Origin of the sequence: Chryseobacterium binzhouense (assembly GCF_007474545.1) — a bacterium.
GTDB lineage: Bacteria > Bacteroidota > Bacteroidia > Flavobacteriales > Weeksellaceae > Chryseobacterium > Chryseobacterium binzhouense.
Window position 1 is genome coordinate 57,090 of the sequence record NZ_VKOG01000007.1, and the last position, 25,078, is coordinate 82,167.

The 25,078-nt window shown below is 34.9% G+C and carries 22 protein-coding genes and 1 tRNA gene; 17 read left to right on the top strand and 6 right to left on the bottom strand.

Annotated elements, in window-relative coordinates; all coding sequences use genetic code 11:
* Positions 1 to 25: 25 nt before the first annotated feature.
* Positions 26 to 946, bottom strand: coding sequence for a tRNA (adenosine(37)-N6)-dimethylallyltransferase MiaA (miaA, locus tag FNE73_RS14780; RefSeq protein ID WP_143885334.1), 921 nt, complete (start codon positions 944 to 946; stop codon positions 26 to 28).
* 193 nt (positions 947 to 1,139) lie between these two features.
* Between miaA and FNE73_RS14785 the strand changes: the two genes are divergently transcribed.
* The 8 genes from FNE73_RS14785 (at position 1,140) to FNE73_RS14820 (ending at position 6,746) form a co-directional block, all read left to right on the top strand.
* Positions 1,140 to 1,997, top strand: coding sequence for a YicC family protein (locus tag FNE73_RS14785; RefSeq protein WP_143885335.1), 858 nt, complete (start codon positions 1,140 to 1,142; stop codon positions 1,995 to 1,997).
* 91 nt (positions 1,998 to 2,088) lie between these two features.
* Complete coding sequence (gmk, locus tag FNE73_RS14790) at positions 2,089 to 2,652, top strand: guanylate kinase (protein ID WP_143885336.1); 564 nt, start codon at positions 2,089 to 2,091, stop codon at positions 2,650 to 2,652.
* 70 nt (positions 2,653 to 2,722) lie between these two features.
* Positions 2,723 to 3,742: a quinolinate synthase NadA gene (gene nadA / locus FNE73_RS14795; RefSeq protein WP_143885337.1), complete on the top strand. Its 1,020-nt coding sequence runs from the start codon at positions 2,723 to 2,725 to the stop codon at positions 3,740 to 3,742.
* A 113-nt stretch (positions 3,743 to 3,855) separates the two neighbouring features.
* Entirely contained in the window at positions 3,856 to 4,242 is a 387-nt protein-coding gene (gene folB, locus FNE73_RS14800; RefSeq protein ID WP_143885338.1) for a dihydroneopterin aldolase, read from the top strand.
* A gap of 26 nt (positions 4,243 to 4,268) precedes the next feature.
* A complete protein-coding gene (locus tag FNE73_RS14805; RefSeq protein ID WP_228430144.1) occupies positions 4,269 to 5,630 on the top strand; it encodes a DUF4403 family protein in 1,362 nt (453 codons plus the stop codon).
* A 125-nt stretch (positions 5,631 to 5,755) separates the two neighbouring features.
* Positions 5,756 to 6,160, top strand: coding sequence for an RDD family protein (locus FNE73_RS14810; RefSeq protein ID WP_185147361.1), 405 nt, complete (start codon positions 5,756 to 5,758; stop codon positions 6,158 to 6,160).
* A gap of 48 nt (positions 6,161 to 6,208) precedes the next feature.
* Positions 6,209 to 6,279 (top strand) — tRNA-Cys (locus tag FNE73_RS14815).
* 95 nt (positions 6,280 to 6,374) lie between these two features.
* Positions 6,375 to 6,746 carry a glyoxalase gene (locus tag FNE73_RS14820; RefSeq protein ID WP_143885340.1) on the top strand — a complete coding sequence of 124 codons (372 nt, stop codon included), beginning with the start codon at positions 6,375 to 6,377 and terminating at the stop codon, positions 6,744 to 6,746.
* Between the two features lie 2 nt (positions 6,747 to 6,748).
* On the opposite strand, the gene FNE73_RS14825 is transcribed toward FNE73_RS14820, so the two are convergent.
* The 3 genes from FNE73_RS14825 to gldJ all read right to left on the bottom strand — a co-directional run bounded on the left by FNE73_RS14825 (position 6,749) and on the right by gldJ (position 10,366).
* Positions 6,749 to 7,300, bottom strand: coding sequence for a DNA-3-methyladenine glycosylase I (locus tag FNE73_RS14825; RefSeq protein WP_143885341.1), 552 nt, complete (start codon positions 7,298 to 7,300; stop codon positions 6,749 to 6,751).
* Positions 7,301 to 7,374: 74 nt separating this feature from the next.
* Positions 7,375 to 8,646, bottom strand: a complete 1,272-nt coding sequence (locus FNE73_RS14830; protein ID WP_143885342.1) for a UDP-N-acetylmuramoyl-tripeptide--D-alanyl-D-alanine ligase — start codon at positions 8,644 to 8,646, stop codon at positions 7,375 to 7,377.
* A gap of 130 nt (positions 8,647 to 8,776) precedes the next feature.
* Positions 8,777 to 10,366 carry a gliding motility lipoprotein GldJ gene (gene gldJ, locus FNE73_RS14835; protein ID WP_143885343.1) on the bottom strand — a complete coding sequence of 530 codons (1,590 nt, stop codon included), beginning with the start codon at positions 10,364 to 10,366 and terminating at the stop codon, positions 8,777 to 8,779.
* A 165-nt stretch (positions 10,367 to 10,531) separates the two neighbouring features.
* On the opposite strand from gldJ, the gene porU reads away from it, so the two are divergent.
* From porU to FNE73_RS14850, 3 genes are all read left to right on the top strand, one after another.
* Complete coding sequence (porU, locus tag FNE73_RS14840; RefSeq protein WP_143885344.1) at positions 10,532 to 14,425, top strand: type IX secretion system sortase PorU; 3,894 nt, start codon at positions 10,532 to 10,534, stop codon at positions 14,423 to 14,425.
* 56 nt (positions 14,426 to 14,481) lie between these two features.
* The gene (gene porV / locus FNE73_RS14845; protein ID WP_143885345.1) at positions 14,482 to 15,645 is read left to right on the top strand and encodes a type IX secretion system outer membrane channel protein PorV; all 1,164 of its coding nucleotides are present in this window, start codon (positions 14,482 to 14,484) and stop codon (positions 15,643 to 15,645) included.
* A 173-nt stretch (positions 15,646 to 15,818) separates the two neighbouring features.
* A complete protein-coding gene (locus FNE73_RS14850) occupies positions 15,819 to 18,080 on the top strand; it encodes an FUSC family protein (protein ID WP_143885346.1) in 2,262 nt (753 codons plus the stop codon).
* Here the strand turns inward: FNE73_RS14850 and FNE73_RS14855 are convergent.
* Complete coding sequence (locus FNE73_RS14855) at positions 18,061 to 18,675, bottom strand: 4'-phosphopantetheinyl transferase family protein (protein WP_143885347.1); 615 nt, start codon at positions 18,673 to 18,675, stop codon at positions 18,061 to 18,063. The genes FNE73_RS14850 and FNE73_RS14855 overlap by 20 nt on opposite strands.
* A 157-nt stretch (positions 18,676 to 18,832) precedes the next feature.
* Here FNE73_RS14855 and ahcY point away from each other — a divergent pair, with 157 nt between their 5' ends.
* From ahcY to FNE73_RS14875, 4 genes are all read left to right on the top strand, one after another.
* Complete coding sequence (gene ahcY / locus FNE73_RS14860; protein ID WP_143885348.1) at positions 18,833 to 20,146, top strand: adenosylhomocysteinase; 1,314 nt, start codon at positions 18,833 to 18,835, stop codon at positions 20,144 to 20,146.
* Positions 20,147 to 20,444: 298 nt separating this feature from the next.
* A complete protein-coding gene (yiaA, locus tag FNE73_RS14865) occupies positions 20,445 to 20,837 on the top strand; it encodes an inner membrane protein YiaA (RefSeq protein ID WP_143885349.1) in 393 nt (130 codons plus the stop codon).
* A gap of 455 nt (positions 20,838 to 21,292) precedes the next feature.
* Entirely contained in the window at positions 21,293 to 22,621 is a 1,329-nt protein-coding gene (locus tag FNE73_RS14870; RefSeq protein WP_143885350.1) for a metal-dependent hydrolase family protein, read from the top strand.
* A gap of 65 nt (positions 22,622 to 22,686) precedes the next feature.
* Positions 22,687 to 22,896: a helix-turn-helix domain-containing protein gene (locus FNE73_RS14875; protein ID WP_143885351.1), complete on the top strand. Its 210-nt coding sequence runs from the start codon at positions 22,687 to 22,689 to the stop codon at positions 22,894 to 22,896.
* Between the two features lie 192 nt (positions 22,897 to 23,088).
* Here FNE73_RS14875 and purE read toward each other — a convergent pair whose 3' ends face one another.
* Positions 23,089 to 23,592, bottom strand: a complete 504-nt coding sequence (purE, locus tag FNE73_RS14880; RefSeq protein WP_143885352.1) for a 5-(carboxyamino)imidazole ribonucleotide mutase — start codon at positions 23,590 to 23,592, stop codon at positions 23,089 to 23,091.
* Positions 23,593 to 23,768: 176 nt separating this feature from the next.
* Between purE and FNE73_RS14885 the strand changes: the two genes are divergently transcribed.
* The gene (locus FNE73_RS14885; RefSeq protein ID WP_143885353.1) at positions 23,769 to 24,674 is read left to right on the top strand and encodes a DMT family transporter; all 906 of its coding nucleotides are present in this window, start codon (positions 23,769 to 23,771) and stop codon (positions 24,672 to 24,674) included.
* Positions 24,675 to 24,695: 21 nt separating this feature from the next.
* A complete protein-coding gene (locus tag FNE73_RS14890; protein WP_143885354.1) occupies positions 24,696 to 25,055 on the top strand; it encodes a hypothetical protein in 360 nt (119 codons plus the stop codon).
* Positions 25,056 to 25,078 lie beyond the last annotated feature (23 nt).

Consider the following 25,078-nt stretch of genomic DNA (forward strand, 5'->3'; position numbering starts at 1 on the left):
TCTATTTTGAGGACTTTTTTGTGCATTATTCATTAATTTTCTGATGAATATATTCTAACAGGTTCATGAAATCACTATCAGAATAACCTAAAGACAAATAATAAATATCATCGGCTTTCCTATACCAAGTCAGCTGGCGTTTTGCATATCTTCGGCTGTTTTTTTTAATTTCAGAAACTGCAAAATCCAAATCCCATTCGCCGTCAAGATATTTAAAAAGCTCTGTATAACCAACAGTTTTCAAAGCAGTTAAATCTTTAAATCTATCAAGACTTTTTACTTCTTCCAAAAGTCCGTTTTCAATCATAAGATCTACTCTGCGGTTAATTCTTTCATATAATTCCTCTCTGGGAGCTTCAATTCCGATTCGGATGACATTAAAATTTCTGGAATCCTGAGAAACAGCAATCTGCTCAGAATATTTTTTTCCGGTTTGCCAAATGATATCAATCGCACGCAGAAGTCTTCTGTAATTATGAAAATCAACGATCTCAAAATATTCAGGATCAAGATTTTTTAAAATTTCCTGAAGTTTCTCAATGCCCTCTGTCTGCAAAATTTCCTGCAGTTTTTTCTGATTTTCTTCGCTCGCTTCAGGCAGATCATTCAGCCCTTCAATTACTGCTTTTTCATACATCATACTTCCGCCAACGAGAATTACAAAATCATGCTTTTCAAAAAGCTCATCAAGCTTTTTCAGGGCATCTGTTTCATATTGTCCGATAGAATAATATTCTTCTACCGAGAGATTTCCGATAAAATGATGTTGTGCTTCAGCCAATTCCTGCTTAGAAGGAGACGCTGTACCAATTTTCATTTCTTTAAAAAACTGACGCGAATCGCACGAAATAATTTCCGTCTTAAAATGTTTTGCAAGTTCTATTGCCAGTTTGGTTTTTCCGATTCCCGTAGGACCAACTACAGAGATCAAGCTTTTCTTTTTCACACCGCTAATTTACGAAAATGAATGAAGTTTTCTTTTCTATTTTATCTGAAGAATGGAATTCTAAGACCGAAATGCAATATTGTGATTAATTTATTTTCAAAACAATATTCCTTCTTTCTACTCCAGCTTCCAGTCAATGTCTTTAGCAAAACTATAGACTGAAATGTTTATCTTTGTACAACAATAAAAAAGTATGATTTTATCAATGACCGGCTTTGGTAGAGCCGAAGATGTTTTTGAAGGAAAAAAAATTTCAATAGATATTAAATCGCTCAACTCTAAGAGTTTTGACCTCAACATCAAAGTTCCTTTGCGTTATAAAGAGAAAGAATTTGAAATCCGAAAAATTCTAAACGACAGAATTATCCGCGGGAAAGTAGACTGCTATATCAATCTGGAGAATCTGGAAGAAAGCAGCGATGTGAAAATCAATAAAAATCTTATTGACTCCTATATTTCTGAACTCCGCAAAATTGCAGATGACGGACCTGATTTTGAATACCTGAAAATGGCTGTAAGACTTCCTGATGCGGTAACATCAAGACCCGATGAACTTAATGAAGGTGAATGGGAAGCTCTGTCAAAAATCGTGAATACTGCTGTTGATAAGTTTCAGGAATTCAGAAAAACGGAAGGGAAAATCCTGCATGAAGAACTTGAAAGAAATATTCAGAATATTGATCTTTATCTTTCCAGAGTTTTGCCTTTTGAAGAAGTAAGAATCAATTCTGTAAAAGAGCGCTACGAAAAGGCTTTAAAAGAATTTGAAAATGTGGACGAAACCCGTTTCTATCAGGAAATGGCTTACTTTACAGAAAAACTGGATATTTCAGAGGAAAAAGTAAGGCTTGCACAGCATCTGAAATATTATAAAGAAGTGATGGACAACGAAGATTTCAACGGAAAAAAATTAGGATTTATTTCTCAGGAAATCGGAAGAGAAATCAATACATTGGGTTCTAAAGCCAATCACGCAGAAATTCAGAAACTGGTGGTGATGATGAAAGACGATTTGGAAAAAATTAAAGAACAGACATTAAACGTATTATAGTTACGAGATTGATGATATGTGTTTCTTGATTCATCATTAAAAGGTGGAATTTGAAACTCGAAACTTAAAACTCGAAACCCGAAACAACAAAATGAATAAGGTCATCATATTTTCAGCACCATCCGGAAGCGGAAAAACCACATTGGTAAAATATGCTTTGGAACAGTTTCCCGAACTGGAATTTTCAATTTCCTGCACAACGAGACAGCCGCGAGGAAGCGAAATTCACGCCGTAGATTATCATTTCATTTCTCCTGATGAATTCAGACAAAAAATTTCAGACGATGCTTTTGTGGAATATGAAGAAGTTTATACTGACAAATATTACGGAACTTTAAAATCTGAGGTTGAAAAAATCTGGAATAATCAAAAAGTTGTTATTTTTGATGTAGATGTAAAAGGCGGAATTTCATTAAAAAAATATTTTAAAGAAAAAGCTTTGTCTATTTTTATAGAACCGCCTTCCATTGAAGAATTGGAACGAAGACTGATCAGCAGGAATACAGATGATGCAGAAACCATCAAAACAAGAGTGGCAAAAGCTGGAGAAGAGATGCTGTATGCCAAGGATTTTGATGTAATTGTGATTAATGAAAATCTGGATCAGGCGAAAAAGGAAATAAAAACTTTAATAGAAAATTTTATAAAAAAGTAAAATCCTAATGAGGAAACCCGGAAATTTAATACTAATTGCCGATTCCTGCATTAAAAAAACACTGACTTATATGAGCACAGAAACATTAGATAAAGCCAAAGCAAATCTACCTGTAAAAGGATTTTTAGACATCAAGGAAATTCAGATTCCGCAGGGAGAAGAATTGGTGAAAGCTATCTTGAAGCTGAAAGAAGAAAAAAATGCAGTTATTTTAGCACATTATTATCAGCCAGGAGAGATTCAGGATATTGCTGATTTTCTGGGGGATTCTCTGCAATTGGCAAGACAGGCAAAAGAAACCAACGCCGATATGATTGTTTTCTGTGGCGTTCATTTTATGGCAGAAGCTGCAAAAATTCTGAATCCTACAAAGAAAGTTGTTCTTCCGGATACAATGGCAGGATGTTCTCTGGCAGACGGATGTTCCGGTGAAGGTTTAAGAAAGATGCGTGAACAGCATCCAAATGCTTTAATTGCCACATACATTAATTGTAATGCAGAAACAAAAGCAGAAAGTGATATTATTGTTACAAGCTCCAATGCAGAAACAGTTATAGAAGCTCTGCCAAAAGACAGACCTATTATTTTTGCTCCTGATAAAAACTTAGGAAGATATTTATCTCAAAAAACGGGTCGGGATATGATTCTTTGGAACGGAAGCTGCATCGTACATGAAGCGTTCTCCATGGAAAGAATTGCAAAACAATTAGCAGACAATCCCGATGCCAAGCTGATTGCGCACCCGGAAAGTGAGGAAGCTGTTTTAAAACTGGCTCATTTTATCGGTTCGACTTCTGCATTATTAAATTTTGTTGAAAAAGATGATTGTCAGAAATTCATTATCGCAACAGAAGAAGGCATCTTGCATGAAATGAGAAAAAGAGCTCCGCATAAAGAGCTTGTTCCGGCTCTTGTGTTTGATGAAAGCTGCAATTGCTCAGAATGTTTCTACATGAAACGCAACACTATGGAAAAGCTGTATCTGTGCATGAAATATGAGCTTCCGGAAATTCTGATTGATGAAGAACTCCGGCTGAAAGCCCTGAAACCGATTGAAGCAATGCTTGATCTTTCAAAAAGTATAAAATAAATTTTAAAAAGCGGGTTTTGGCTCGCTTTTTTAAATGTCTTTTGTTAAATAAAATGCATATTTTTTAGAACGAACAGTTTATGTTGTAACAACTTAATTACATTAAATACCTAATCATGAGCAAAATATATCTTGAAGATGTAAAAATCTACGCTTACCACGGCGTTTTACCAGAAGAAAATATTATCGGAACTTATTATATTCTGAATCTGGAAATTCATACCGATTTATGGATTGCCGCAGAATCTGATGATCTGAACGACACGATAAGCTATGCAGAAATCAATGAAATTATACACGAAGAGATGAAAATCAATTCTAAACTTCTGGAACACGTTGCGGGAAGAATTATCACAAAAATTCGTGAAAAATTTGATCAGGTTTCCTATATTAAACTTAAAATAACCAAAACAAGCCCGCCAATGAAAGGTGAAATGAAAGGAGCAAGCATTGAGCTAGAAAAGAGTTTTTTATTAGGCGGAATTGCAGAAAATAATTAATTTCATATCAATAAAAAACTCTTTGGGTGAAAATTAGTTATTTTTTTGTTGCATTATTTTTCTGCATTAGATTATTAGGTCAAAACAGCAATATTTCGGCTGCCTATAATTTTCCAAAAATAAAATCAAGCATTACCATGCCGGTAACGATTCCGCTGTCGGAAATCAGCAATATGGTAAATGCCTCTGTGAAAGATCTTATCTTTCAGGATGATTCTTATACTGACAACAATAATGATCAGTTTAAAGTAAAAGTATGGAAAACCCGTCCTATCAGACTGGTTGGTGATACCAACGGAAACATCATGATTGAAGTTCCTTTGAAAATATGGGCTGAAAAAGGCATCGGCACACTCGGAATATACTCTTACCAGCAGACAACTTTTGAAACCGTGATGTATTTTAAAACCGCAGTCAGTTTAAGAAATAACTGGTCGGTAAGTACATTTACCCAGCCAATGGGCTTTAAATGGGTAACAAAACCTGTTCTAGATTTCGGGAAAATAAAAATACCGATTACTTCTTTGGTGGAAACCAGCCTTAAAGAACAGCAGTATAATTTTTGTAAAACTATGGATCAGCAAATGGCTTCGCAGCTCAATTTCCAGGAGTATGCTGTCTTAGCATGGAATGCTTTTTCACAACCATTTAATATTTCTGAAGAATATAATACCTGGCTCAAAATTACGCCTGTAAACGTCAATATCACTCCACTAAAATTTTATGGAAATCAGATTGACACCAATATTGGAATTGATATTTTTTCTGAAACTTTTACCGGAACAAAACCAGAATCTTCACAACCGGTAAAAGCGGTGATGAATTTCAATTCTGTTCCTTTACTTGCCAACGAATTTCTTTTGCAGACGACCGCCAATATTCCATTTTCAGAAGCTACGAATATTGCTAGAAGAATGTTTCAGAATAAAGAATATGATGTTCGTAATTCTAAAGTTAAAATCACTGATATTAAGGTCTATAAAGACGAAAACAGAATTATGATAGAAGCAGAGACAGAAGGTTATATAAACGGTACATCTTATATATCCGGAATTCCTGTTTATGATGAGTCAAAGAAAAAAATTGTACTTTCAGAAACAAAATTTAAACTTAAAACAAACAATATTCTTCAAAAAACCGCCACACTTTTATTCAGAGGGAAAATTGTAAAGATGATTGAAGATGAATATGGAATCCCGACAGATGATATTGAAAATTCATCTAAAAAAAGCATTGAAGCAGCCTTTAATAAAGAATATTATAAAGGGTTACAATTGAACGGAAAAGTCTTTAATTTAAAACCTAACCAAATTCTACTGAATGATAATGGCATCACCGCCGTCATAGATACCAAAGCTAATTTAAAACTAACTTTAAAAGCATTCTGATACAATAATAACTAATAACATGATAAAACATCTTAAAATTATAGAACATCATAAAGCGTCGATAGGAATCAGATTTATAAATTTCGTAATTGACAGAATTGTAATTTATATATTATTTTTTTTGTTTGGATTATTTTTCTGCAGGATTATTTGAATTTTTCGGCGTAGAATTTTTTATTGATATTACTTATCAATTAGCATCTTTAAGTAAATTTGAAGACATTCTGATAATGTTGACAACGTATCTTGTATATATTTTTATTATGGAATATTTTACAAAAGGAAGAACATTAGGAAAATATATTACCGGTAAAAAAGTAATGAGTCTTGATGGGTCAAGCCCAATATTTTATCAGTATCTGATTAGAACACTTTCCAGAATTGTGCCCTTTGACGCTCTTTCATTTTTTGGCGTAAACGGGTGGCATGATTCGTGGAGTGACACAAGAGTAATTAACCTTAAAAAATATAACGCTGAATTACAGCACAAAAGAGAAATTGATGAAATCGGCAGCAAAGAAATTGCCTGAAAAATTTGTATCAAATGGAATTTTTGCTATATTTGCACCACTTAAAACGGTGCTTTGGCCGAGCGGCTAGGCAGTGGTCTGCAACACCATCTACAGCGGTTCGAATCCGCTAGGCACCTCAAAAGCTTTCTCAACAGGAGAAAGCTTTTTTTGTTTTATCAATCTTTTATAGTTATCTTTCTATCTAAATTTTAATTAGCTTCAATAATAAAAAATGGCATCAAAAATAGAACTTAGAGAAAATCTGAATATAGAGATTTCTGAATCTGTGACTGCAGAAGAATTGTTTCAAAACACTGTACTTCGTCCTATTATCAAATTACAAAATGATATTTTGCTGACACACTTTTTTCATTATCTGAAAAATACGAAGATAAACTGGGAATCATTTTCCAGCGAAAAGCGGAATACATTTATCAAAAATAGTTTTCAGAAAGACAATATATTAAAAAATACATATATCGGAATGGTTATCGGGATGATGAATGTCGAAGAACTGCAGATATATTACACAGAAAATAAAATGTTTAATAAAAGAATCATTAACATGATTACTGAAAGACTGAAAAGCCAGATTGTAGAATAGAACTATTCTTTTTTCCACATTGGTTTATGCTGTATAATTTCACGATTTACCCAGCAACTTTCTTCATGAGCCCCTTTTAGAAAGCCGATACTCATTAAAAATTCGTTAACGATTTCTCCCCCTGTAAACTTGAATGTTTTTTTGAAAATCTTCATCCATTCCTGTAAAGTTTTTGGATGATGATGCTCAAGCCATTTTTCAAAAGATCCAAATTCTTTCTGAAGTTCCAGAATGGTTTTGGCATTTTCAATAGCTGCATTTACTTTGAGCTTATTCCTGATAATTTCACTGTCATTTAAAAGACGCTCCCGATCTTCTTCCGTATAAGACGCAACTTTTTTTATATCGAAATTATCGTAAGCCGCTCTAAAGCCTTCTTCTTTTTTCAAAATAGTTTCCCAGCTCAGTCCTGCCTGATTGATCTCCATTACAAGCCTTCCGAATAATTCATCATCATCATGAATAGGAAACCCGTAATGGTTGTCATGATACTTTTTATGCAGCATTTTCCTGCTTTCAGGCTGCATATTTTCAATAGCAGAACAGTAGCTCATTTTAAGAAATATTTTAATATTTTCACAAATATAATTTGCGTGAACGACAACAGTATGTCAGCAGCGAACTTAATTTATATAAAATCAATTGATTTTTCCAAAGCAATTCCTCGTGATCCTTTTAATAAAATATTATCTGATACTATTGGATTACTCTTTAAATAACTAACAAGATCATTTGTCGTTAAAAAAGAAAACGAAAAATCATTTATTTTTTCAAACTGATGACCAACTGTTATTACCTGATCAAAATCTAATTTTTTTGCAAGATTAAGAATATTTAGATGCTCTGTCTCACTTTGATCGCCCAGCTCAAGCATATCTCCTATGATAATGGTTTTTGACCCTTCAAACGTATTAAAATTGAGTAAAGACGCAGTCATAGAACTGGGATTAGCATTGTAAGTATCCAGAACCAATGTTTTATTGCCTTTCTTAACGATTTGTGACCGCATGTTATTTGGAGTGTAATTTTCTAATGCAGATTTTATTTTAGAAATATCAACTCCGAAGTGAAGTCCTAAACTTGCAGCTGCACATAGATTGGTAAAATTATAATCGCCTGTTAATTGGGTAATAATTTTTATGCCTTTATATTCCAAACCCACAAAATGTTCTTCCGAGAAAAAATCAAAATAATAATCTGATTCTTTGTTTCCAAAAGTGATTTTAGAAGGGTAATTTAACGTTTTCTCTGTCTGAATAGGATCTTTTTCGTTGACTAAAACTACCTGATTATGATTTTTGATGTAATCGTATAATTCAGATTTTCCTTTAATAACTCCTTCAAATCCTCCAAATCCTTCAAGATGCGCTTTACCGAAGTTGGTAATGTAACCTATATTCGGTTTAGCGAGACTGCACAAGAATTCAATTTCTTTCTGGTGATTAGCTCCCATCTCAATCACTGCCATTTCATGTTCTGGTTTTATTGAAAGTAAGGTAAGCGGAACACCAATATGGTTATTTAGATTTCCCTGAGTGTACTGTACATGATATTTTTGAGAAAGAACAGCATGAATTAATTCCTTACTCGTGGTTTTGCCATTACTTCCCGTAAGACCTATAATGGGAATATGGATCTGATCGCGGTGATAAACTGCAAGACTCTGCAGAAAATCTAAAGTAGAATGAACATAAAATATGTTTTTATCTTTATTCTCAAACTCTTTATTCTCAACAATTACAGCTAAAGCTCCGTTTTCAACAGCTTTTTCAGCAACAGTCGCTGCATCAAAATTTTCACCGGAAAAAGCAAAAAAAACATCATTTTGAGAAACTTTTCTGCTGTCTATTGTTACCTTTTCTGCATTTAAATATATAGGATAAAACTGTTCAGGATTCATAAAATTATCATTGGTTATGGGTGAAAGCCTAATACTATTTGAGTTGTGAATCTCAAGCTTAAATTATGTTCAAAAATAAAAAACCTCCCGAATATATGGGAGGTTTTTTGAAAGTATTTTGATAAATATTTTATCTTCTAGTTCTAGATTTGTCGCTTACTCTTGCATCCTGAGCAACACGGAAACCAATCCATCCATAAGCTGTATTCTGGTTTTTGAATCTTCTCTGACCCGGATCTAGCCAATAAGCTGAATCCTGCCAAGAACCACCTTTTACAACTCTTACATCATTAGATATAGCAGAAGTTCTGTCTTTAGTATCTTTCTGCATTACTACTCTACCGTTACCATCAACAATAAATCTTGTCTTTGGTGAGTTATACATATCATAAGAAGAAGCAGAATCACTTGCATTTCTATAATCCAGAGAAGACATTCTGTCCCCGTCTCTATAATTTCTGTAATCTGCAATAGTCTCTCTTTCAAACTGACCTGGTAGCTTTTTGTAAACTAAACGTCCGTCTGCCAAAGTATCATACTGAATAGAACCTTCCTCAACCATTTTATATGTTCCGTCACCGTTTCTTACAATTGCCTGAGGCACATTTCCTCTGTAATAGTTGAAGTCACTTGCTTCTGTATCAATGATTGGTCTGTATACATCTGCAGTCCATTCTGCTACGTTGCCAAACATACCGTAGATCCCTAAGCTGTTTGAAGGGAACTGTCTTACATCTGAAGTATTAGCAGCTCCATCGTTTTTCCATCCTGCAGGACCTGAATAATCTCCTCTACCCTGTTTGAAGTTGGCAAGAATTTCTCCTCTTTTATCTCTCAACATTTCTATCTGAGGTTTTTTCTCAAGATAGTTGTTGTATTCTCTGTTTTTCTCCATACCCAATGCTGCAAATTCCCATTCAACCTCTGTAGGAAGTCTGAATTTGGTAACCATTGCAGAAGAAGGAGATCTGTTGGCAGCAAGCAATCTTTGATTGGTAGTCTTAATACCGTTTTTCTGCTGCATTCTTTTCTCATTGATGTACCCTTGCATTTCAGGATCATTCGATTTGAATTTATCCATATTAAATGCTGTACCTCCCTGATTATTAGATTCGTTAATATATAAATCTTTTGAAATTACTCCTGCCTGCATCAAAGCTTTTTCATTTGCTCTGTCAGTCAGCCATTCGCAGTATCTGTTAGCTTGTGTCCAGGAAACACCTACAACCGGATAATAATCATACTCCGCAGAACGGAAATAAGTTTCGTTGTAGTCATTTCTGGATAATTTGTTATCCCAAAGAAGGGTATCCGGTAGAGCACCGTTATAAATTTCTTTGTAACTAGGATCACTTGGCGGGAATACATACTTCAACCATGTAAGGTATTCGCGGTATTCGTAGTTAGTAATTTCAGTTTCACCCATAAAGAACGAACTTACCTGCATTCTGCGAGGCGAATTGTTCCAGTCATGCATTACATCATCTTTCACTAATCCCATGGTAAAAGTTCCACCTTCCACATATACCATTCCAGGCCAACCTTTTTGTTTTTGTTGCTTTCCTGCAAAAAACCAACCCTGTTTCTCGTTTGGTTTCCAACCTGTCTTGCTGACAAATTTTTTAGTACCACCGCCTTTGCTGGTACCCGAACCGCCACAACTGGTTAATGCAAGTGTAGAACTCAATGCTATTAATGAAAACAACTTTAGTTTTTTCATAGTCGATATAAATATTATTCAAAGTACAAAGAAAAAATAAATTATTCAATAAATCAAATAAAGATTTGATTTTTTTGAAAAATCTTAACAAATTAATTTTATGGTATCGTAAATTAATTATAAAATTTTCATTTATTTTGTAATTCAGAAATTTCAAAAACAAACATGAAACTAAAAATAGCGCTTTTATTTGTATTTGCTTTTGTATCAATGGCTTGGGCTCAGCGAGTTTCCATCAGCTGGGACGGAGCTAAGATCCAGGATTTTGGTGATACTAAAAAGAATCTTCCGAATTTTAAAAATGAAGGTTTTTCTTTCAGCCAAAATAACATTTTTATTATAAATACACAAAAAGTAGGAGACAAACAGCTTCGTATTTCTAATCTGGCATGGGAAACCGTATCTGTAAGAGACTTATATGATCTTAATAAAGACCTTCTTCAGGAAAGAGACATTACGGATATCAATTACTATTATTCCGAAGGAGAAAGGTACGCAAGCATTTATGTAAGTTTATTTAAAAATGTAAAAGGAACTATACAAAGGCTTTCTTCATTCGATATTTCTGAAAACAATTCACCGGCTCCTTTAGCCGCAAGTAAGGTGGGAAGCACGCAGAATCCTTTGGCTACAGGAACTTTTTACAAGATAAGAGTTGATAAATCAGGGATTTTCAGAATCACCTCACAATTTTTAAGAGATAATGGCATCAATCCTTCTAATATTAATCCGAAGAACTTCAGAATCTATGGAAATGGCGGCATAATGCTTCCAGAATTTAATCAGGATACAAAATATAGCGCATTACAGGAAAATGCCATTCAGGTTGTAGGGGAAGATGATGGAGTCTGGAATGACGGGGATTATGCACTTTTCTACGCACAAGGACCTAATGGATATAATCTTTATAATAATTCTAACGGGAGTGGTTTCAAAAGAACTGATACCAGAAATGACCAGAGTGAAAATGTAAAGAATATTTATGAGGATTTTTCTTATTATTACATCAATTTCGACAAAGGAGCAGGGAAAAGAGTACAAAATGTGGATGTAAATTTACCTTCGTCTCCCTTAATTTCCAGATATGATGATTATCAGGTTCTTAATAATGATCAGCGAAATTTATTAAAGGTAGGCAGAATCTGGGTAGAAGATCTGGCATTTACAACGCCAAAAGCAGTAACATTTAACCTAACCTCCCCAATTCAGGGTGGCGATGTGGTAAGATACAGAACGCAGGTTATAGGATGGAAATCGCAGCAAAACAGCGTAGAATTTAATATCAATAACCAAAATCCTGCTTCTCCTAGTGTTCCTGCCAATCAGCCGGGTTATGCTTTTGATTATTTTCCTTTAAGATATTCCGGTACTATTTCAAATTTGTCTGGAAATACAATTACATTTAACTATACACCTAATATCACTACCAATCCTAATGGAGTTTTTTATCTTGACTATGTAGAAGTTCAATATAAACAGGATTTAGTCTTTAATGGTTCTCAGATGAGTTTCCGAGATTTCTCTATTGACAGCGGATCAAATTTATCATATGGCTTCAGCATTTCCAGTGTCGGAAATATGGAACAGGTTTGGGATGTTACCGATATTACAAATGCCAACAGAAGAGTAAATAAGGCTATCGGAAGCGGTAATTTTAATTTTGGTTATGCCGCCACAGATCCCAATTTCAATAATGAATTTGTTGCTTTCCGTGCAGACGCTGCATTTTCACCTCAATTTGTTGGCAGAATCAGCAATCAGAATCTTTCCGCACTTCAAAATATAGATTATCTTATTATTACGACTCCACAAATGATGTCTCAGGCTCAGAGAATCGCCAATTATCATCAGCAAAAAAGTAATTTTACTGTTGAGATTGTAGATACTGATAAAATTTACAATGAATTTGGAAGCGGCAGCAGAGATTTGACAGCAATCAGGGATTTTGTCACTAAACTTAATACTCCGCTGGGAAGTCTGAAATATGTATTGATTCTCGGCGATGGCTCTTATGATTACAAAAACAGAATTTCGGGCAATTCCAACATTGTTTCAAGTTATCAGAGCGAAGAGTCGGCAGATTTTGTAAGTTCTTTCGTTACGGATGACTATATTGTAATGACAAAACCTCAGACTTCTCAGTTTTTGTCAAACAACATTCCGGATTTGCCTGTAGGACGTATACCGGCAGCAAATCCGACGGAAGCAACCAATATGATTGACAAAACATTAGCTTACTACAACTCATTACCCGGACAATCTACTCCTTTCGGAGAGTGGAGAATGAAGCTTGATTTTGTTGTAGATGATGACAATGATGGTGGAGAACCGTTCCATACGGTGATGAACAATACTTTACAAACTACTTTTGAAGTTCCTGCAGATAATACCCTTAAAGAATATAATGTAAGAAAATTATACTTAGATGCATTCGCTGCGCAAAGCAGTGCTGGAGGACAGCGTTATCCGCAGGTTAACCAGGCAATTTCTAACGATATTGGGAACAGTTTATATTTATTCTATTTTGGACACGGAGGAATCAATGGATGGGCACAGGAAAGAGTGCTTACCATTAACGAAATTCAGAATTCCAATAATTTTTCTAATGTATACAGCCGCTTCCCATTTGTATCGACAATTACCTGCGAATTTACACTTTGGGATGAGCCATCTACTTTTTCTGCGGGAGAGCAGTTTATTAAACTGAAACAAGGCGGTCCTGCTGCAATGATTACTTCCAGCCGCGCAGTAGGTGTAGGATATGGTGTAGATTTCACCAATCTTTATACAAAAGAAATGTTCAGAATGGTAAATGATGATTTTATATCTATAGGAAGTGCTCATCTAAATGCAAAAAAACTAAGAGTTGATGCCAATCATCTTAAAGTAAATGTATTGGGAGATCCTGCAATGAAATTGAGCAGACCTCAAAGATTGCTTGTTATTGATAATATTGAAACACCTGTTCCGGGATTAATCCGAGGTTTGGATTTTGTGAAAGTAACCGGTCATATCAATAATACCAACGGAACAATAAATACTACTTTTAACGGCAGAGTTGTTATAAATATTTTTGATAAAAGATTAAATAAAAGTACTTTAAATAATGATGGCAGTTTAACTCCTGTTCTTCAGTATACAGAAGAAGGAAGCGCTATCGTGAAAGCTTCGGGAACGGCTGTAAACGGTGTTTTTACGGTTGAATTTTATGTTCCTAAAGACATTAATTATGCTGTGGGACAAGGAAGAATCTTAGGATATGCTGATAATAGATCTTTTGATGTATTCAATAATCAGTTTGTACAGGTTGGAGACATCAATCCGAACGGAATTAATGATAACGAGCCACCGAAAGTGAAATTATACATGAATAATACTAATTTTGCCAATGGGGGAATTACCGACCAAAACCCAATGCTTTTGGCTTGTATTACTGATGATACAGGAATAAATTCTACGGGTTCTGGTATTGGTCACGATATTACTGTATATTTGGACGGTCAAATTATCAACACCATTGTTTTGAATGATTTTTACTCTTCCGGTGAAGGAAACGGCTGTGTAAATCCATCTTTGGCAGATTATCAAAAAGGTAATGTAACCTACCCTTTCAGAAATCTTTCAGTAGGACAGCATCAGCTGACATTTAAAGTTTGGGATATAAACAATAATTCGACCACCGAGACGTTAAACTTTGAGGTTAAAGATGAAACAGATCAGCGTTTGATTATCAACCGTCCACTGAACTGGCCAAATCCTTTTACCAACAAAACCTACATTCATTTCGAGCATAATTGTGATGATATTCTGGATGTGAATGTTCAAATTTATACGATTACAGGAAAATTAGTAAGAACATTAACCAATGTTGTAATCGCAGAACCGTTCCTACAGGGCTTTAGAACGCCACGTCAGGCAATAGAATGGGACGGAAAAGACGATTTTGGCGATACAGTTGCAAAAGGTACGTATATTTTTAAGATATTTGCAAAAAGTCAAAATCAAGAAAAATGCAAAGGAAGTGCTACAGCTGTAGAAAAAATGGTACTTTTGAAGTAAATAAATAATTAATTAAGAATATCAATAAAAAACTGATAATATATAAAAGACAACATATGAATTTAACTACTAAACTGCTTTTAGGGATTGGTTTGAGTGCTGGGTTTCTAGGCTATGCACAAGATTTGAGTCAGGTAAGACCTGTGTTAACAGGAGCACCTTTCCTAAGAATTGCACCTGATGCAAGATCAGGAGGTATGGGAGATCAGGGGGTTGTAACCTCTCCTGATGCTTTTTCACAATTCTGGAATGCTGCAAAATATCCTTTTAGCAGAACAAGTTCTTCTGTAGGTTTGAACTACACTCCATATATGGGAAAACTTACCAATGATGTGTTTTTATTGTATGGTGCTTTCCACAAATTTTTAGGTCAGGAAGAAAGATCTACAATTTCTGCGAGTATCTATTACTTCAATATGGGTGAGGTAGACCTTACTACTTTGGTGGGTAATGATGTAACTTCATTGGGAACTTCAAAACCAAATGAATTCTCTATTGACGTTGCCTATGGTTTGAAACTATCGGATTCTTACTCAATGGCTGTAACCGGTAGATTCATCCGTTCAGATTTAGCCGGAGGATTCAACACAGATACTACTCTGAAACCTGCAAACTCATTTGCAGTAGATGTTTCCGGTTACTATACTTCTCCTAGATTCTCTAGTCTTGGAGGAATGGACGGAAAAGTGAATGCTGGTTTTTCTATTCAGAACTTAGGTCCTAAATTAGATTATACAGGAGATGAAAACTCAAGATCTTATCTTCCTACCATGGCAAGATTAGGGGTAGGTTATGATATGTATCTTGATGATATGAACAGAGTAGGAATTTCTGTAGAAGGTTCTAAAATCTTGGTTCCTGGATCAGAATTGGTAGGAACAGATCCTAACACGAGACAGCCTATTTATGCTGTACCGAATGTAGGGGTAATGTCCGGAATCGGAAAATCATTCAATAATCCGAATTCTATCATGTACAGTGGTGCAGTGGAATATTCTTATGATAATGCATTTGCACTAAGAGGAGGTTATTTCCACGAAAGTGAGCAGCAGGGAGCAAGACAGTTTGCAACTGCAGGTATTGGTTTGAAATACCGTTCTTTCGGTCTTGATATTTCTTACTTAATCAACATGTCTAAAATCAATACTGCTTTGGATAACACCTTACGTTTTGGCTTGACATGGAATATTGGTGATGAAACATCTAACATAGATAACTAAAAATATTCCACATATTTGTAAAAGCCTCATTTTTCATGAGGCTTTTTTTATGACCAATAAAACATAATTAATTCAGAGTTAACAATGAATGGTTAGTTTTAATCTATCTATAAATTTATCATTTACCTGAAATGTAAAATTGACAATTCACATATTCACCTTATTTTTGCAGTATGAACTATTCTTCGGAGCTAAAAAAAATCGTAACCAGCCAATATGTGTATTCTGCCATCAGAATTACACTGGCAACGGTGCTTCCGTGTCTGGTTCTCTCCTATTTCGGAATTCTTAAAGAATATTTTCTTTTTCCTTTAGGAACAAGTTTCGTTGCGTTGACGGATCAGCCGGGTCCGTTTATAAGACGTAGAAACTCACTTGCTTTTGCTATATTCTGTTTCGTTTTTGTGGCATCAATTGCTAGCCTAGTCAAAGGTATCATTCCGCTTGTATTGGTGGAAATCATAACATTCGGAATGTTTTTTTCACTGATAGGCGTTTACGGACAGAGATTAGCCGCAGTTGGATCTTTAGCATTAGTCGTTCTGGCAATATTTGTTGACGGACACTTAACAGGAGCCAATATTATCAAAAGTCTGCTGATTTTTGCAGCCGGTTGTATTTGGTTTTTATTGATATTTCTTGTTGTCACTACGATACAGCCTTATAAACTGGCAAGTCAGATGATTGGCGAAAATTATTTACAGCTTGCAGAGTTTCTGAAAATTAAAGCGAATTTTTACCAGAAAAATCCGGATTTTGACAAGCTGTACTCTCAGGTTATTACAAAACAGATTGAAATTAAGAACCTTCAGGAAGAGACCCGCGAAACTGTTTTTAAAACAAGAACCATCGTCAACGAGTCTACCACCATAAGCAGACTCCTTATGCTGATGTTTCTGAATTCTATGGATCTTCACGAAAAACTGATGACCTCAGAAAGTGATTATAAAAAACTTCAGGAAAGTTTTGAGGAAACAGGCATTCTGGTAAAAATCCATGACTACCTCAACATTCTCTCGGATGAAATTTCTAATATTGGCATTGCACTTCAAAGCAGTACAAGAGCAAGAGCTATCCACAATATTGATCTTGAATTTCAGGAACTTAACATCCAATATTTTGATCTCAGAAACAGACAGATGACCTCAGAAACTTTGGAAAATTTTATGATCCTTCGTCAGATTATGATGAGAATCCATGAAATTACCCGAGAAATACAGGAAATTTATAAGGTTTTTTCTCAAAATGTAAAACTTGCCAAAAGTCTTTCCACAGGATTAGATTTAAAAAAGTTTCTTCCCAATCAGGAAAAAATTAATTTTAAAGTTCTGAAAAGTAATATTTCGCTCAATTCATCTCATTTTCGTCATGCAGTCCGGGTAACGGTTGCTTTGCTCTTGGGATATTTGTTTTCATTCATGCCATTTTTACAAATTGGTCATACTTATTGGATCCTGATTACAATCATTGCCATCCAGAAACCTGCCTACTCTATTACCAAACAGAGAAATCTCCTAAGATTTTACGGAACGGTTGCAGGAGCGGTCATTGCGTATGGAGTTCTTTATTTCATTGAAATCAATGCTGTACTGTTTACCATTCTTCTCGTCAGTATGGTACTCTGTTTTACTTTCCTGAAAGCAAAATATTTCTGGGCAGTACTTTTTATGACGATCTATATTTTTCTAAGCTTTAATTTTCTGAATCCCGGAAACATTAATATCATTTTTAAAGACAGGATTGTTGATACCGTTATTGCAGGCATCATTGCTTTTGGTGTTTCTTATACTATTCTTCCTGTGTGGGAACATACTCAGAATTTAGATTTAATGAAAAAATCTGCGCAAGCCAACCTTACGTATTTTCATAGTGTAATGTCTAAATTCCTCAATGATAAATATAGTCTGGAAGAATACAAAGTCCGCAGAAAAAATGCAATCATTTCTTTGGCAAATCTTTCAGATAATTTCCAGAGAATGATTTCAGATCCCAAAAATCAGCAGAAAAAACTGGAAGTTGTGCATCAGTTTGTAACAACTTCACATCTGATTACAGCTTACACGGCTTCACTTTCTCAATATGCAAAAAAAGATCAGGTATACACCGAAATAGATGCCGAAAGCTGGACAAAGAAAATTGAATCTGAAATGAATCAGGTTTCCGTATTGCTCAACGGAGAAAAAATAAGTGAAACGCTCAAAATGGAAAGCCGTATTGAGCCGGAAGATTCTTCACTGGAAGATCTGATCCTGAAAAGAAAAAAAGAAATCATGGAAAATGAATTTTATGACCGTCGTGATCCGGATAAAATTTCCAGATTAACCGAGCTTAAAAACATTCATGACGTGTTGGAACTCATTTATGATGTAGCCAAAGAACAAAGAAAAGTGATTGAGAAATACAAAAATGAAGAAACTACTCTTCCACAATCGTGAAGCAGTAATCATCAAAAAACTCTACTCTAGCCTTCAATTCATCAGAAATTTTATCATCGTGCACTCTGCATTTAATGTGATGAAGATGCTTCAGCTCAAAAGGACGTACTTCGTAGTGCTTTTTCAAAGACCAGTGTTTAGAATGGTGAATTTTATACATACTTTCCTTTACACTCCAGATAATTGTATAGAAAGTAACTTCATTATCAAACGGAATAAAACCTCTTTCGTTTTCGTAAGTAAATTTATCTATTACCCTTAAAATTTTAGGATTGAATTTTTCAATATCAATTCCAATTTTATTTTTGGAAACGGCTATGGCTGCATAGGGGAAAGAGTGCGTGATTGAAATTTCAGCATCTTTCGGAAAGAGAAATGGCTCACGCTCTTTGTACAAGATCTTCGACATGGGCTTAAGACTTTTCAAAAGCTTCCTCACCATCAGTACTTCCAGCAATTTTTTCGGGTGATAATCTTTTACTTTTTCAGCATTTTCAGGCTCAAGAAGTGCGTTGATATCCAAATTATCGTTCTCATCGTATTTCCAGACAAGGATGGAAGCGTTATCATCAGAAAAATCTCTGTATAGAGGCATTCAGTAAATTTGTGATAAAATTAATAAAAAAATTATTTTCTTTAAAAATAAAATTTCATGTATAATGTCATGTATATGAACTTGATGCAGTGTTTTTTTATCTAAAAGATATGTTGTAATTTTGTTGCTCAATTTATAATTTAATCATCATTAAGATATGAGTACAACAACACAATACATTCCTTACAAAGTGAAGGATATCTCCTTAGCAGAATGGGGAAGAAAAGAAATTACATTAGCAGAAGCTGAAATGCCTGGTTTGATGGCGATCCGTGAAGAGTACGGTCCGTCTCAGCCATTAAAGGGAGCCAGAATTGCCGGATGTCTTCACATGACGATTCAAACTGCTGTTTTAATTGAAACTTTAGTTGCTTTGGGTGCAGAAGTTACCTGGTCGTCTTGTAACATCTTCTCTACACAGGATCATGCTGCTGCTGCTATTGCTGCTGCCGGAATCCCTGTTTATGCGTGGAAAGGTCTTAATGAAGAAGAATTTGACTGGTGTATCGAGCAGACTATTTTCTTTGGCGAAGACAGAAAACCACTGAACATGATTTTGGATGATGGTGGAGATTTAACCAATATGGTTTTTGATAAATATCCTGAACTGACTGCAGGAATCAAAGGTCTTTCTGAAGAAACAACAACCGGAGTTCACAGATTATACGAAAGAATGAAGAACGGAACTTTGGTAATGCCTGCAATCAATGTAAATGATTCTGTTACAAAATCTAAATTTGATAACAAATACGGATGTAAAGAGTCTGCGGTAGATGCAGTAAGAAGAGCTACAGATGTAATGCTTGCCGGAAAAAGAGTTGTTGTTTGCGGATACGGAGACGTAGGTAAAGGTACTGCTGCATCTTTCAGAGGAGCGGGTTCTATCGTTACGGTGACAGAAATCGACCCAATTTGTGCTTTACAAGCCGCAATGGACGGCTACGAAGTAAAAAGATTGGATACCGTTGTTGATAACGCAGATATTATCATTACAACAACGGGTAACTTCAATATTGTAAGAGGAGAACATTTCCTTAAAATGAAAGACAAAGCAATCGTTTGTAACATCGGTCACTTCGATAATGAAATCGACATGGCTTGGTTAAACGAAAACTATGGTCACACAAAATCTGAAGTGAAACCACAGGTTGACATCTATAACATTGATGGCAAAGAAGTTATCATTCTTGCTGAAGGTAGATTGGTAAACCTTGGATGTGCTACAGGTCACCCGTCTTTTGTAATGTCTAACTCTTTTTCTAACCAGACTTTGGCTCAGATCGAACTTTGGAACAATTCTGAAGCGTACGGAAACGAAGTGTATATGCTGCCAAAACATTTAGATGAAAAAGTAGCGGCTCTTCACCTTAAAAAATTAAGCGTTGAACTTGAAGTTCTTTCACCTGAACAGGCTGATTATATTGGTGTTAAAGTGGAAGGTCCTTTCAAGCCAGAATATTACAGATATTAATAGTTAATAATTAGCAATTAGCAAAAATAGAACGCTTCGGAATTTTTCGGAGCGTTTTTTTATCATTATATTTTTTAGGAGCTTTATCACGCTATCCGCTATATCTTTTTTGCTGTTCCCTCCGCTCTGCTCCGAAAACAGCAAAAAAGGATGCCGCTTCTATCGTGGCTATGGAAAATACAGCATGATTTATATATTTATCATATTCTTCAAAGATTAGTGACAAAAACAAGATAAATTACAGACTCTCAATTAAAAATAATATATTTGGGTCAGTATAAACTAAAAAAAACAGATTATGAAAAAACAAAATGTTTCAGGAGCTTTTGTGGCAGCTTCATGGATTGCTTTGGGAGCAGGAATGGTGGGCTACATTGTAGGTTTGGTAAGAGCTGAAATGGAGCTGAACGAAAAAGGATATTATTTTACTATCCTTCTTTACGGATTATTTGCCGTAGTTTCTCTACAAAAAGCCGTTCGGGACAGAATGGAAAACATCAAAGTTACCGACATCTATTACGGAATTTGCTGGTTTGCAACAATCTCTTCTATCGTTTTGCTGGCTGTAGGGCTTTGGAATGCAACGATTCTTCCCAGCGAAAAAGGATTTTATGGTTTTGCATATTTACTGGCATTATTCGGAGCAATTGCTGTACAAAAGAATACAAGAGATAATATGATGGAAGATTAAATATATAAACCCATCTGATTGGTGAATACCGTTTATAAAACTGCTTCGTAAATTACGAGGCAGTTTTTGTATAAAAAATCAGAATCAAAAATGATGAAATCACTTTTCTAAATAGGATTTTAAAATTTTCAAAATGGCTTGACTGTACTATTATAAAACGCAAGCTGTCTTTTCTTTTGATATAGAATTGATAATAACAGTTTCTGCTTGTTGCTTTATCTAAAAACTTTCCGTCGAGTATCATTAGATACATTTACCAAACTTGGCGCATTTCTTTCCAGCAAATCTTTAATACTGTATTATAAAGCTACTTCAATAAGATCAATAATACTAATTTTATTGATTGTTAAATTGACATCTATAGTTTTGATATTTAGTATTTTTTAAATTCTATTTATGTGGCATTTTTATTAAATTTTAATTATATTAGTACTAGTAATAAATAATTTACCACAATGGCATTCAAACTATTAATTGTATCATTTTTTATCGCAACAAGTATAACAACTGCTCAAACGAAGCAAATTCTAATCGAGAATGTTAGATTATTGGATCATCAAAACTCTGAATTGACTGCTCCAATGAATGTTCTGATTTATGACGGCTTAATTCAAAAAATAAGCAATCAAAATATCAAGGTAAAAAGTGAAGATTTGACAAAAATTAATGGTAGAGGAAAAACACTGATGCCAGGACTTATAGATGCTCATGTTCATATGGTATTTGGAGCTTTAACTATGGCACAAATGACTTCTTCTGATATATCAGAAGAAACCCTGCTTAACAATGTTGCATTATCTTCTCAAAAAATGCTAATGCGTGGATTTACTAGTGTTAGAGACGCAGGAGGTCCTATCTTTCCGTTAAAAGCATCTATTGATAAAGGTAAAACAGTAGGTCCTCGCATTTGGCCTTCAGGAGCTGTAATCAGCCAGACTGCGGGTCATGGTGATTTCAGAACTTCTAATGAACGATCCCGCCGTTTTTTTGGTAAAGCTTCTCGTGCAGAACTTTTAGGTGCTACTTTTATTGCTGATGGACGCGATGATGTGCTAACTGCTACCCGAGAGAATCTTCGTTTCGGTGCAAGCCAAATTAAATTAATGGCTGGCGGAGGTACTTCTTCAGCCTATGATCCTATTGATGTCACACAATATACTTTGGACGAAATGAAGGCAGCCGTAGAGGCGGCAGAAGACTGGGGAACTTATGTTATGGTACACGCTTACACTCCAAGAGCTGTAAGACGAGCTGTGGAAGCTGGTGTAAAGTGTATTGAGCATGGTCAGATGCTTGATGAAGAAACTTTGAAACTCCTTGCAGAAAAAAAGGTTTGGCTAAGTCTTCAAAATTTAATGGACAATAATGACAATATGGATGAGCAGAGAAAGGAGAAACGCAAACCAGTTTTGGAAGGTCAGGATAGAGTGTGGCCACTGGCAAAAAAACTGGGTGTGAAATTGGCATGGGGTACAGATTTTCTCTTCGAACCAGAACTTAACACTGATCAAAACAGTTACATATTACGACTTCAGAAATGGTTTTCAAATGCTGAAATTTTAAAGATGGTTACACAAGATAACGCTGAGCTTTTACAGCTTTCAGGTTTGCGAAGTCCTTATCCCGGTAAGCTTGGTGTAGTGGAGGAAAAAGCTTTGGCAGATTTGTTACTGGTTGATGGCAATCCTCTAAAAGACCTATCGTTGATTGCTGATCCTGAAAAGAATTTTCTTCTGATCATCAAGGATGGAAAGATTTATAAAAACATGGTTGGAACTAAATAATTGTTATCAAGAAAAATATTTTGAGTTTAATTTGATAAAGTAATTAAAATTAATCATGTACTTAAATAACATTCAACACATATATTAATGATCTAAAAATCATATATATTATACATAAATTGTATGAAAATAAGCAATACAGAGAGTTTAAGATTAATTATCTGGCAGAAGAAAGCGGTTTTTCTTCGCCTAAAGTTTTTGTAACTGCTTTCAAAAAATTAACGGGCGTAACTCCTTCTTATTATATTACGAATTTAAAGAAAGATATGAGCTAAACCTTTCTACATTTTAAATGCTGTGTTCCTTGTGTATTAACTTCAAAAATTTGAATATTCGTTATTTATCACACTATGGGTTAACCAGTCGCAAGAAAGATTTCACCAAAAACACAATACTTATAAGTTTTATGAATAAATATTGTGTTCGTTGTGGTAAAAAATAATCTTAATTATAAAAATAGTCCGAAGTTAAAGATCATACAAATTCGGATGTTTCGTTTTAATGTCATCCACAGTTCCTAAAACCTTATCTTTCAAAGAATCCTGATAAATCCGAAGTTTTTCGGCTACATTTTCATTTCCGCTTCCTAAAATTTTAGCGGCTAAAATACCGGCATTCAAAGCTCCGTTTAAAGCGACTGTTGCTACCGGAATTCCACCAGGCATTTGTAAAATAGATAAAACAGAGTCCCATCCGTCAATAGAATTGCTGGATAAAATAGGAACCCCAATTACAGGCAAAGTAGTACAACTTGCCACCATTCCCGGAAGATGCGCCGCTCCGCCTGCTCCTGCGATGATTGCTTTAAGACCTCTTTCTTTGGCTGATTTCGCATAATCAAACATTCTTTCAGGAGTTCTGTGCGCAGAAACTACGGTCAGTTCGTACGGAATGTCTAAAGATTTCAGAAAATTTGCTGCCTGTTCCATTACCGGTAAGTCGCTCTGACTTCCCATGATGATTCCAATCATTTTTTTAAATTTATTAGATGTTCAAAGATAAGAAAATGGACTGATTTACAAATTACAGTAAATTTTAACTAAAATTGGGTAATATTAACATACAGGTAACCGATACAAAACTGACAATCATATTTTATTCATTTTAAAATAAATACCTTTGCAGCTTCACTTTGATTCGTTTTACTTTGAAAAATTACAAACTCACTTTAGCGATTTTTACCGTTGCCATTGTCTGGGGAACTACTTTTTTGGGCATCAGAGTGGCGGTGGAAACGATCCCGGCATGGTTTGTTGCAGGAATAAGACAGTTTTTGGCAGGAATTATCATGCTTATCATTTTACTGTATCAGAAAAAACTAGAATGGATCGGGTGGAAAAACTTTGGCTATCAAATCATTTTTTCAATATTAATGCTGATCGTAGCCAACGGTATGACTACGGTAGCTGAAGAAGAAGTTACCAGCAGCCTCACATCTTTGATAAGTGCGTGTTCGCCAATTGTTGTCTTCCTCGGCAGTGTCGCTTTCGGACTGCAAAAATTCAGCATTCGGGCTTTAATAGGAGTTGCATTAAGTTTTTTCGGAATCCTGTTTATCTTTTGGGACGGAATTTCAGATATGGCAAATCCTGCCTACAGAATGGGAATTTTTTATCTTATTATTGCCATCGGAGGATGGGCTTCCGGAACCATTTTTACCAAAAAACTTAATATTCAGAGCAAAAATATTACACTCAATCTATTTTACCAGTTCATATTTGCAGGAATTATACAGCTCTGCTTTGCTTTCTCGCTAACAGATGATTATCAGTTTGACCAATGGAGTGCAAAAAGTATTTCGGCTATGATTTATCTGGCGATATTTGGATCAGTAGCTGCTTTTTTTGCATTTCATTATGCATTAACGAGAGTTTCTGCAGTACAGGTTTCTATTTTATCCTATGTGAATACTATTATTTCCATATTTCTGAGCTGGCTTCTTTTAGGTGAACAAATTTCAGCTAAATTTATTATTGCCGCATTTTTTATTATTTTGGGAGTTTTTGTGATCAATTATAATCGTGAAATGTTTAAAAAGAAAAAAATTGAATAGCTTTATAAAAACTCAATTGCAATGAAAAAAACATTGATTTTCACCCTTTCCGTTATAGTTTTAATTATCATTTCCTTGACTATTTACTGGAATCTTCCGATAGAAATCACCAGAAAATCTGATATTGAAAATGGAAATATCATTATTCAGAATATAGAAAACTATAAAAAAACCAGCAGTAAACTCCCTGAAGTAAATGACTGGCAGACTTTAGAAAAAATAGGATTACAGAAAGATGAGACCGGAAGACCAATTTACAGGAAAGACAACATGGGAAATTACGAACTCTATTATCCCAATGGCTTCGAAGGTCCTTATCTGATTTATATTTCGCAGGAAAAAAAATGGTCGGTAGATTATCCTAAAATAGTTGATAAATAAAAAAGACTGTTCAAAAAACAGTC

Bases quoted from the DNA above. Each gene is read 5' to 3' on its own strand.
- FNE73_RS14785 (WP_143885335.1), top strand. From the start codon at position 1,140: ATGATTTTATCAATGACCGGCTTTGGTAGAGCCGAAGATGTTTTTGAA.
- gmk (WP_143885336.1), top strand. From the start codon at position 2,089: ATGAATAAGGTCATCATATTTTCAGCACCATCCGGAAGCGGAAAAACC.
- nadA (WP_143885337.1), top strand. From the start codon at position 2,723: ATGAGCACAGAAACATTAGATAAAGCCAAAGCAAATCTACCTGTAAAA.
- FNE73_RS14820 (WP_143885340.1), top strand. From the start codon at position 6,375: ATGGCATCAAAAATAGAACTTAGAGAAAATCTGAATATAGAGATTTCT.
- FNE73_RS14825 (WP_143885341.1), bottom strand. From the start codon at position 7,300: ATGAGCTACTGTTCTGCTATTGAAAATATGCAGCCTGAAAGCAGGAAA.
- FNE73_RS14830 (WP_143885342.1), bottom strand. From the start codon at position 8,646: ATGAATCCTGAACAGTTTTATCCTATATATTTAAATGCAGAAAAGGTA.
- gldJ (WP_143885343.1), bottom strand. From the start codon at position 10,366: ATGAAAAAACTAAAGTTGTTTTCATTAATAGCATTGAGTTCTACACTT.
- porU (WP_143885344.1), top strand. From the start codon at position 10,532: ATGAAACTAAAAATAGCGCTTTTATTTGTATTTGCTTTTGTATCAATG.
- porV (WP_143885345.1), top strand. From the start codon at position 14,482: ATGAATTTAACTACTAAACTGCTTTTAGGGATTGGTTTGAGTGCTGGG.
- FNE73_RS14850 (WP_143885346.1), top strand. From the start codon at position 15,819: ATGAACTATTCTTCGGAGCTAAAAAAAATCGTAACCAGCCAATATGTG.
- FNE73_RS14855 (WP_143885347.1), bottom strand. From the start codon at position 18,675: ATGCCTCTATACAGAGATTTTTCTGATGATAACGCTTCCATCCTTGTC.
- ahcY (WP_143885348.1), top strand. From the start codon at position 18,833: ATGAGTACAACAACACAATACATTCCTTACAAAGTGAAGGATATCTCC.
- yiaA (WP_143885349.1), top strand. From the start codon at position 20,445: ATGAAAAAACAAAATGTTTCAGGAGCTTTTGTGGCAGCTTCATGGATT.
- FNE73_RS14870 (WP_143885350.1), top strand. From the start codon at position 21,293: ATGGCATTCAAACTATTAATTGTATCATTTTTTATCGCAACAAGTATA.
- purE (WP_143885352.1), bottom strand. From the start codon at position 23,592: ATGATTGGAATCATCATGGGAAGTCAGAGCGACTTACCGGTAATGGAA.
- FNE73_RS14890 (WP_143885354.1), top strand. From the start codon at position 24,696: ATGAAAAAAACATTGATTTTCACCCTTTCCGTTATAGTTTTAATTATC.